This is a genomic window from Nocardia carnea (assembly GCF_029868325.1).
GTDB lineage: Bacteria > Actinomycetota > Actinomycetes > Mycobacteriales > Mycobacteriaceae > Nocardia > Nocardia carnea_C.
Map to the genome: position 1 here is coordinate 1 of NZ_JARWNW010000016.1, position 10,099 is coordinate 10,099.

At 68.7% G+C, this 10,099-nt stretch carries 5 protein-coding genes; 2 read left to right on the top strand and 3 right to left on the bottom strand.

Annotated elements, in window-relative coordinates; genetic code table 11:
- Nucleotides 1–179: 179 nt before the first annotated feature.
- The 3 genes from QH196_RS00325 to QH196_RS00335 form a co-directional block, all read right to left on the bottom strand.
- On the bottom strand, nucleotides 180–2,924 hold the full coding sequence (locus QH196_RS00325) for a polynucleotide kinase-phosphatase (RefSeq protein WP_280413731.1): 2,745 nt from the start codon (nucleotides 2,922–2,924) through the stop codon (nucleotides 180–182).
- Nucleotides 2,921–4,384, bottom strand: a complete 1,464-nt coding sequence (locus tag QH196_RS00330; RefSeq protein ID WP_280413732.1) for a 3' terminal RNA ribose 2'-O-methyltransferase Hen1 — start codon at nucleotides 4,382–4,384, stop codon at nucleotides 2,921–2,923. The genes QH196_RS00325 and QH196_RS00330 overlap by 4 nt, the downstream gene beginning before the upstream one ends.
- Nucleotides 4,385–4,465: 81 nt before the next feature.
- Nucleotides 4,466–6,928, bottom strand: a complete 2,463-nt coding sequence (locus QH196_RS00335) for a phosphoketolase family protein (RefSeq protein WP_280413733.1) — start codon at nucleotides 6,926–6,928, stop codon at nucleotides 4,466–4,468.
- Between the two features lie 477 nt (nucleotides 6,929–7,405).
- Here QH196_RS00335 and QH196_RS00340 point away from each other — a divergent pair, with 477 nt between their 5' ends.
- Both QH196_RS00340 and tig read left to right on the top strand, forming a co-directional pair.
- A complete protein-coding gene (locus tag QH196_RS00340) occupies nucleotides 7,406–7,987 on the top strand; it encodes an FKBP-type peptidyl-prolyl cis-trans isomerase (RefSeq protein WP_280413734.1) in 582 nt (193 codons plus the stop codon).
- Between the two features lie 272 nt (nucleotides 7,988–8,259).
- The gene (tig, locus tag QH196_RS00345) at nucleotides 8,260–9,654 is read left to right on the top strand and encodes a trigger factor (RefSeq protein ID WP_280413735.1); all 1,395 of its coding nucleotides are present in this window, start codon (nucleotides 8,260–8,262) and stop codon (nucleotides 9,652–9,654) included.
- The last annotated feature ends 445 nt before the right edge of the window (nucleotides 9,655–10,099 follow it).

The window sequence follows — 10,099 nt, forward strand, 5'->3', positions numbered from 1 at the left end:
GTCGGCAGCAACACGACGACCCCGGCACGTCCCCTTCCCACCCAAGGGAAATCACAGCGCGCATATTCACACACTCGTGTACCGTACCGTTAAACAGCGGTACATAGAACAACGGACCCACCAACGACGATTTGCCGGAGATGTTCTATACCGCCCTATGGAACTGAAGACGACCATGATCATCGCTCGCACCCACGGACTGGTAAAGAAAATCGCCACAGCGGTTCCCCGGACGCGAGACGGTCCAGCGCCTCCAGGCCCAATGCGTACTCACGCAATGCCAGCGCCCGTTTCCGGCCCAGCCCGCGGGACCGCAGGCGTTGCAGGTTCTCCGGTCGCAGATACTCCGGGCCGTAGATGATCCGGAGATATTCCGGTCCGCGACACTTGACACCCGGCTGCACGAGTCGGCCCACCGGGACGCGGCTGTCACGGTTTCCCGTCACAATCGCACCTTCCCCGAGCAGTCCACCGCCCAGCTGTTCGCCGGCACTTACGTCTTCCTCGCGAGCCGCGACCCTGTCCGCGTTGCCCGTCGGGCCTGCGTCGGTCGTGGCCCCCACAGTGGCCGAACCGACCGTGCCCGCCGTTGTGCGTGCCGCTGGTCCGCGCGACTTCTGCGCCGCGTGCACCAGGGCGTCCACCGGTTTCACCACCATGCCCTCACCGCCGTCGCCGGTCAGCGCCAGCCACCACGCGGTGGCGGCCGCCTCGCTGCCGGGATCGGTGAGGTCGACGGTCATCCGCCGAGTGGCCGACAGCAGCTCCGGGTCCGCGGCGACCAGCCGGTCGAGTAGATCCAGTTGCCAGTGATGATCGCGCACGGCGTAATTCGCACGTTCACCGGCCAGCAGTCCGAACGGCGCCACCCGCAACCCGTCGAGCCCGTCGACGGGCCAGCAGTAGCGACCGTAGGCGCGGGTGAAGGCCGCGATATCGGCGGACCGGCCGGCCATCCGGGCCTGCAGGTCACCGGTGTCCTGGCCCCGGGCCGCCACCGCCGCCAGCACCTGAGTGGCCGTTTCGGCCGAAGCCCGCGCCGCGGCGCCGACCGCCGCGTACTGATTGCGCAGCAGCTGTTGTGCCTTCGCCGACCACGGCATGATCTCGGTATCGAGCAGGAGCCAGCCGGTGCGCAGCTCGTCGAACAGTCCGGCGCTTTCGGCCGCCACCTGGATCCGGGCCAGCAGGGCTTCGGTCCGGTCGGGCTCGTCGAAGAACGGCCGTCCCGTGCGGGTGTAGATCATGCCGGTGCCGTGCGCTACGCCGAATCTTTCGGCGGCGGCTTCCGGGGAGCGAGCCACCAGCACCACCGCCCGCGACCCCATATGTTTCTCCTCGCACACCACCCGCGCCACGCCCGCGTCGCGGAAGTACTCGAATGCCTGGGCCGGATGCTCGAGGTAGCCCGGCAATTCGGAGGTCGCGCACGGCGCCATGGTCGGCGGCAGATAGACCAGCCAGCGCGGGTCCACGGCGAACCTGCTCATCACCTCGAGCGCCGCACTCGCATTCTCCTCCTGGACCCCGACCCGCCCGTGGTGGCGGGTTTCGACCACGCGGCGGCCGAGCACATCGTCGAGATCGAGGATGCCGGGATCACGGTGCGCGGGCCCATCGGTGGACGGGCCGCCGCCCACCGGCGCCAGCGGGCGGACCGGTTCGTACCAGACCTGCTCGGCCGGTACCGAAACCGTCTGCCGCTCCGGGTACCGCAACGCCGACAGCTGCCCACCGAAGACCACGCCGGTGTCCAGGCACAGCGTGTTGTTCACCCAGCGCAGATCGGCGACCGGCGTGTGGCCGTACAGCACGGTCGCCCGGCCGCGGTACTCCTCGGCCCAGGGGTAGCGCACCGGCAGGCCGAACTCGTCGGTTTCGCCGGTGGTCTCGCCGTACATGGCGAACGACCGGACACGTCCGGAAGACCGGCCGTGATATTCCTGCTTCAGGCCGGCGTGGGCCACGACGAGCCGGCCGCCGTCGAGTACGTAGTGGCTGATCAGCCCCCGGCAGAAGTCGAGTGCAGCCGCCCGGAATTCGTCGTCGGTCTCTGCGAGCTGAGCCAGCGATTCGGCCAGTCCATGGGTCGGTTTCACCTTCCGCCCGGACAGAGCGCGGACGAGTTTGTTCTCGTGGTTACCGGTGACGCACAGCGCGTCACCGGCGGTGACCATTCCCATCACCAACCGCAGCACACCCGGCGTATCGGGACCACGATCGACCAGATCGCCGACGAAAACCGCGGTCCGGCCGCCCGGGTGGCAGGCGCCCACCGCCCGGCCCGCCGTATCCCGATCGATCCGGTAGCCGAGTGTGGCGAGCAGGGTTTCCAGCTCCGCCCGGCAGCCGTGGATATCGCCGATCACATCGAAGGGGCCGGTGAGGTCGCGGCGGTCGTTCCACAGGCGTTCGTCCACGATCCGTGCCGCGGCGATCTCCTCGGCGCCGCGCAGCGTGTGTACCCGCCGGAATCCTTCGCGTTCCAGCCCGCGCAACCCGCGCCGCAGCTCGCGCTGCTGGCGGTGCACGACATGGGCGCCCAATGCGGCGCGGTCCGGCCGCCGCGCGTTCCGTTCCAGGCAGACCGAATCCGGTACGTCCAGCACGATCGCCACCGGCAGCACATCGTGGTTCCGGGCGAGCGCGACGAGTTCCTTGCGGGCGCCCGGCTGCACATTGGTGGCATCGACCACGGTCCGCAGCCCGCGCCGCAACCGCACCCCGACGATATGGTGCAGCAGTGCGAACGCCTCCGGTGTCGCCGACTGGTCGTTCTCGTCGTCGCTCACCAGCCCGCGGCAGATATCGGAGGAGATCACCGACGTCGGCGGGAAATGCGTGCGGGCGAAGGTCGATTTTCCCGATCCGGTGCAACCGATGAGCACCACCAGGCACAGATCCGGTACGGCGAGATCGGTCACTGCGCGGCTCCTTCTGTTGCGTTGCGGCTGAACACCGCGAGCTGGGTGGGCGGACCGACCTCGGGATCGGGGCTGCCGATCGGTGCGAACCGGACCCCGTAGCCGTAGTGTCCGGCGACCCGCTGCGCCCAGGACCGGAACTCCGCCCGGCTCCACTCGAAACGATGGTCGCTGTGCCGGAACGCGCCCGCCGGCAGACCGTCGTACCGCACGTTGTATTCGGCATTGGGCGTGGTCACCAGCACCGCCTGCGGCGCCGCAGCCCCGAACACGACGTATTCGACCGCGGGCAGCCGCGGCGGATCGATATGTTCGACGACCTCCATCAGCACGGCGGCGTCGAACTCGCGCAGCGCGCTGTCGGTATAGGTGAGTGACCCCTGTCGCAGGGTCAGCCTGCGCGCGACCATGTCCGGCAGCCGATCGAGCCGCAACCGGCGGCGAGCGATCGACAGCGCACGGGTGGAGACATCCACGCCCATGATCTCTTGGAAAGAGCTGTCGCCGAGCAGATCCCGCAGCAAGGCGCCTTCACCGCACCCGAGGTCGAGCACCCGGGCCGCCCCGGCCTCTCGCAGCGCGGCAACCACCGCCGCCCGCCGCTGCACCGCCAGCGAAACTGTGGGGGTGTCACCGTTCACCCGCGCGGCCGTGGTCTCGTCCGCCTGGATCGCTTCATCGACGGCGCCGAGTTCCTCGGGTTCGGAGTTGTCCAGTTCGGCCAGCCGGGCCAGGGCTGTGCGGACCAGCGATTCGCGCCGGGCCAGGTAGCGGCGGGTGATCCAGCCGCGCTCCGGGTGAGCGGCCAGCCAGGTTCCGCCCGCGCGGAGCAATTTGTCGACCTCGTCGTTGTCGAGCCAGTAGTGCTTGGTGCCGTCGAGGACGGGCAGCAGCACGTAGAGGTGGTTGAGTGCGTCGGCCAGTCGCACCGTTCCGGTCAATACGAGACGCAGATGTGCCGAATCACCCCACTCCGGGAAGGCCGGATCGAGTGGCAGGGGTGTGGCGTCCACCGACCAGCCGAGCGGGGCGAAGATCCGTTCGGCGAGTTCGGGGCCGCCCCGGCAGCCGAGTGCCGGGAGTTCCAGTCGCAGCGGCAAGGGGGTGCGGGCCAGTTCCGGGCGCTGTGCGCACTCACCGCGCAGGGCGCTGCGGAAGACGGTGCCGATCGCCACCGACAGCAGCGAGGATGCGGCGTAGGGCCGGTCGTTCACGTACTGGCCGAGCGCGAAGGCCTGCGGCCCCTTGGCCCGGCCACGGACCAGGCGTACCGGGTCCACTTCCAGCAACAGTGCCGCGGTGCAGCGCTCGGCGATGGCCTGCGGGTAGAGCACATGCGCGGTGCCGTAGGACAATCCGAATTCCTGCACCCGGTCCGGGTTCTTGTGCAGCAGGAACCCGAGATCGGTTGCGGGCGTGGCACTGCCCGCAACCGATGTGCAGGTGATCGTCAACAGCATGCTGCGATCGTTGCCGAGTCACACCGGTGCGGCAAGGCAGTTTCTCCGGGCCGACGCCGGTTCTACCCGGTCGGTACCGGTTCACCCGGGCCAGCGCCAGTCCGCGACCTCGGGGATGTCCTCGCCGTGTTGCCGGGTCCAGGTCCGGGCCCGCAGCCGGGCGTCCACCATGTCCTGCCGCAACCCCGCGGCCTGCTGCCGTAGCGCCGGTACCCGGTCGATCACATCCATCACCAGGTGATAGCGGTCGAGATCGTTGAGCATGACCATGTCGAAGGGGGTTGTGGTGGTGCCCTGTTCCTTGTAACCCCGCACGTGCAGGCCGGAGTGATTGGTGCGGCGATAGGTGAGCCGGTGGATCAGCCACGGGTAGCCGTGGAAGGCGAAGATTACGGGGGAGTCCCGGGTGAACAGGGTGTCGAACTCGCTGTCGGGTAGGCCGTGCGGGTGTTCCTCGGTGGGCAGCAGGCGCATCAGATCCACCACGTTCACCACCCGCACTCGTAACCAGGGCAGTTTTTCGCGCAGGATCGAGGCCGCGGCAAGGGTTTCCAAGGTCGGGACGTCGCCGGCGCAGGCCAGCACCACATCCGGGGTGGTGGCCGGTTCGTCGCGGTTGCCTGCCCATTCCCAGATCCCGATACCGCGGGCACAGTGCAGCGCGGCGTCGGTGGCCGAAAGCCAATCCGGCTGCGGCTGTTTACCCGCCACCACCACGTTCACGTAGTGCCGCGAGCGCAGGCAGTGGTCGTACACCGAGAGCAGCGTATTGGCGTCCGGTGGCAGATACACCCGCACGATCTCGGGTTTCTTGTTCAGCACCACATCGAGGAACCCGGGATCCTGATGGGTGAAACCGTTGTGATCCTGCCGCCAGACATGCGAGGACAGCAGATAGTTCAGGCTCGCCAGCGGCCGCCGCCACGGCACCTCGGCGCTGGCGTCGAGCCATTTGGCGTGCTGGTTGAACATCGCGTCGACGATATGGACGAAGGCCTCGTAGCAGGTGAAGACGCCGTGCCGGCCGGTCAGCAGATACCCCTCCAGCAGGCCCTGGCACATATGTTCCGACAGCACTTCGATGACCCGGCCGGTGCGGTCGAGTTTCACATCGTCGGGGCCGATCTCGGCCTGCCAGTTACGGCCGGTGACCGTGAGAATGTCCTGCAACCGGTTGCTGGCCAGTTCGTCGGGAGCGAAGGTGAGGAAGTTGTCGGGATTGAGTTCCGTGACGGCGCGGAGCCAGCCGCCCAGTACGCGGGTCGCCTCGTGGCCGGAACGTCCGGGTTCGGAAACATCCACCGCGTACTCGCGCCAGTCGGGCAGTCGCAGATCACGGACCAGTTCGCCGCCGTTGGCCACCGGGCTCGCACTCATCCGTTTCGCCCCCACCGGAACCATCCGGCGCAACTCCGAGACCGGGGCGCCGGCCTCGTCGAACAGCTCCTCCGGCCGATAGGACCGCAGCCACTGTTCGAGCACCGCCCGGTGCCCGGCGTTCTGGCGGGCCGCGGGCAACGGCACCTGATGCGCGCGGAAGGTGCCCTCCACCGGTTCCCCGTCGACCTGCGGCGGCCCGGTCCAGCCCTTGGGGGTCCGCAGCACGATCATCGGCCAGTGCGGGCGGGTGGTATCGGTCCCGTCGCGGGCGGCGCGCTGGATCTGCGCGATCCGCTCCAGGCAGGCGTCCATGGCCGCGGCCAGATCCTGATGGACCTGCGCGGGGTCGCGGCCGGCGACGATCAGCGGCTCGTACCCGTTGCCCCGCAGCAGCGAACAGAGTTCGTCCTCCGGGATCCGGGCCAGCAGGGTCGGGTTGGCGATCTTGTATTCGTTCAGCGCCAGAATCGGCAGTACCGCGCCGTCGCGGGCTGGGTTCAGGAATTTGTTCGCATGCCAGCTGCCCGCCAGTGGCCCGGTTTCGGCCTCCCCGTCACCTATCACACAGAACACCGTCAGATGCGGGTTGTCCAGGGCGGCACCGTATGCGTGCAGCAGCGAATAGCCCAGCTCTCCACCCTCGTGGAACGAACCGGGAGTCTCGGGCGCGCAATGGCTGGGCACCCCGCCGGGAAAGGAGAACTGCGCGAACAATGCCCGCATCCCCTCCGCATCACGCGGAACATGACTGTAGAGCTCCGAATAGGTGCCTTCCAGCCATGCACACGCATTCGGGCCCGGCCCGCCGTGCCCGGGCCCGGCCACGAACACCGCGTCCAGGTCGCGCGCCAGAATCGCCCGGTTTGCGTGCACCCACACCAGATTCAGGCCGGGCACGGTACCGAAATGGCCGAGCAGCCGCGGTTTCACATGTTCGGGTGCCAGCGGTTCGCGTACCAGTGGATTCGCCATCAGATAGATCTGCCCGACCGACAGATAATTGGCGGCCCGCCACCACGCGTCCAGGGTCTCCAGCTCGTCCGCATCGAGCGGGCCCCGCGCCGTCGCGGACAGGACATAAGGACGGGGTGCGATCGATTCACCCCCGTCGCCGCCCAGATTGTCGGCAGCGGTATCCCCACCTGCACTTGCCAACTGCGTCATACGCCGAACCTCCTGGAGGTCGTGGTCGCGCCGGGCACTCCGCACGCCGGTGCGGACGCCCCCAACGATAGCTGGAGGTGTGCCGCGCTCGGGCCGGTTCTCGCGTGCGGGCGCCGCAGTAACGAGTTCTGTCCGTTTCACCCGCGGCATACCCACCGAACCGGTCGATAACCGAGGGGGCGCCGAACACTGTCACGGCGTAGTAGCGCATTCGCGCCTGCCCGGCCGCGAATGGACTGTGTGAGCCGATAGGTCCCGCCTGCGGAGCGCCCGTGCGGCCGGTCACGAAGGCTCGATGTACCCGGCGCCGGCCGGTCCGTCGTGCGCGCGGCCTCGGCTGCGTGCCGCGTACCGGTGGTGATATGCGCTGCGATTCGCTGCTACGGCCCGGGCGCGGCCAGACCGTGGAGAGGGGCGGCGCACCCGGAGCCCGAGGGGCGGCGACCCCACGCCGGCACCGCACCATAAGCTCGGCGGATGCAGATATTCGGCAGGATCATCGCCGTCGCCGCCGTGGGGGCGGCCGCGTTCGGGCTCACCGGGTGCGGTTCGGACGACGCTTCCGAGACCACCGCGACCTCCACGACCGCGGCGTCCGCTCCGCGCAGCGCGTCCGCGCAGGGGGCGCCCACCGCATCGAAGGGCCGCGAATGCACGGCCGAGGACATCGGGGTCACCGGCGGTTTCGGTGAGGTCCCCGAGATCACCATCCCTGACGATTGCGATCCGCCGAAACAGCTCGTCGTGAAGGATCTGGTTCCCGGCTCGGGGCCCGCTGCGGCCGCCGGCGACCAGCTGACCATGAACTACTCCCTGGTCACCTGGTCGGACAAGCAGAAGCTGGATTCGTCGTTCGATCGCGGTGAACCCTTCGAGCTGACTCTCGGCTCCGGCATGGTCATCCCCGGCTGGGAGCAGGGGCTCGAAGGCGTCCAGCAGGGTGCCCGCCGGCTGCTGATCATCCCGCCGGATCTGGGGTACGGCGCCGGGGGCAACGGGGTGGCGCCGAACGAGACACTGGTCTTCGTCACCGACGCCGTGGCGGTGCCCCAGGACTGAGCTGTGCTGGTGGGCGCCGGTGTGATCCACCCGCCCGCCGCCGGGAGGCCGCCAACCGCCTCCCGGCGTGCAGCCCACCCGACCCGGTCAACTACCCTGGTCGGGATGCGTATCCCGGGCGCGTGAAACCGCAGGTGCTCGCCGTTCCGGACGGTACGCCGGCGGCGCGTACCCGCGTGCTGTCGCCAGACCACGCGCCATCACCGCGTACCGGTACGGAACACGTGCCGGGCCGAGGTCAAGACGAACCGACGAGAACAAGGAGCATGTCCGTGAAGAGCACCGTCGAGCAGCTGAGCCCGACCCGGGTCCGGATCAATGTCGAGGTGCCCTTCGAGGAGCTGAAGCCGGACTTCGATCGCGCCTACAAGGCCCTGGCCAAACAGGTGCGCATTCCCGGCTTCCGTCCGGGCAAGGCACCGGCCAAGCTGCTCGAGGCGCGCCTGGGTCGCGGCGCGGTGCTGGAGCAGGTGGTCAACGATGCGCTGCCCGGCCGCTACAGCGAGGCCGTGACCACCTCCGAGGTGAAGGTCATCGGGCAGCCCGAGATCGAGATCACGAAGATCGAGGACGGCGAGGAGCTGGCGTTCACCGCCGAGGTCGACGTCCGCCCGGAGATCGTGCTGCCCGAGGACTACAGCAGCATCGCCGTCACCGTCGATGCCATCGAGATCACCGATGCCGATATCGACGAGCAACTGCAGTCGCTGCGCCAGCGTTTCGGGACCCTGGTGGGTGTCGACCGTGCGGTGCAGGACGGCGATTTCGTCTCCATCGATCTGTCGGCCACCGTGGACGGCGAGGAAGTCCCGGAGGCGGCGACCACCGGGCTGTCGCACGAGGTCGGTTCGGGTCAGCTGATCGAGGGACTGGACGACACCCTGGTCGGGATGTCGGAAGGTGAGTCCAAGGAGTTCACCTCCACGCTGGTCGCCGGTGACCACGCCGGTAAGGAAGCCGCCATCACCGTGACCCTCGGATCGGTCAAGGAACGCGAACTGCCCGAGGCCGATGACGAATTCGCCCAGCTGGCCAGCGAATTCGACACCATCGACGAGCTGAAGGCCGATCTGCGCACCCGCGTCGAGCGGAACAAGAAGGTGCAGCAGGCCGGCGATATCCGCGACCAGGTGCTGGAGAAGCTCCTCGAGACCGTCGAGGTGCCGCTGCCGGAGGCCGTGGTCAAGGCCGAGATCGACGCCGTCGAGCACGACGCCGTGCACGGTTTCGACCACGACGAGGAGAAGTTCGCCGCGGCGCTGGAAGCCCAGGGCTCCAGCCGCGAGGAGTTCGACGCCGATACCAAGGAAGCCGCCGAGAAGTCGGTGAAGACCCAGCTGCTGCTGGACGCCGTCGCCGAGGCCGAGGGCACCCAGGTCGGGCAGGAGGAGCTCACCGAGCGCATCCTGTTCCAGGCCCAGCGCTACGGGATGGCGCCGGAGCAGTTCATCCAGCAGGTGCAGCAGGCCGGCCAGCTGGGCGCGGTCTTCGCCGATGTTCGCCGCGGCAAAGCGCTGGCGGAGGTCGTCGGCAAGGTGACCGTCACCGACTCGGAGGGCAACACCGTCGATACCGAGGAGATGTTCGGCAGCCCCAAGCCTGCCGACGACGAGGTCGTCGAAGAGACCGCCGGGGAAGTCACCGCGGAGACCGCGGACAAGGAGTAGCCCAACCAGCAGTACGGATCGGAAGCCCTGGGACCAGAGGCGGTGTCGGCAATCCAGAGACAGCACAGAACCATTCCCCTGTCCCCGGTATGTCCCCGCCCGCAGGCCCAGGGCTTCCGCTCTGTAACCGCTTCCCGGTGGCCGGCCTACATGGCCGGGGCCCGCCCCTGGTCTGGAGCGACGGAGCGGGGGAGCGAAGCGGAGGAGCGGAGGAGTGAAGACCAGGGGTTAATAGGGCCCCGGCCCCGCGGCGGGGGGGGGGGCGGCGGCGGCAAAAAATAGAGTTAAACGAAGCAAGGCGGGGGGGGGAGTCGGGCGGGGGGCGGGCGGGGGGGGTGGGGGCGCCCGGCGACTACGCCGAGCCGGGATCGCGCCGTTCGGCGGCCGATATCGTCGACGGGGAGACACTGCTCGAGGTCCGCGCCTTCAAGAAACAGATGAAGGC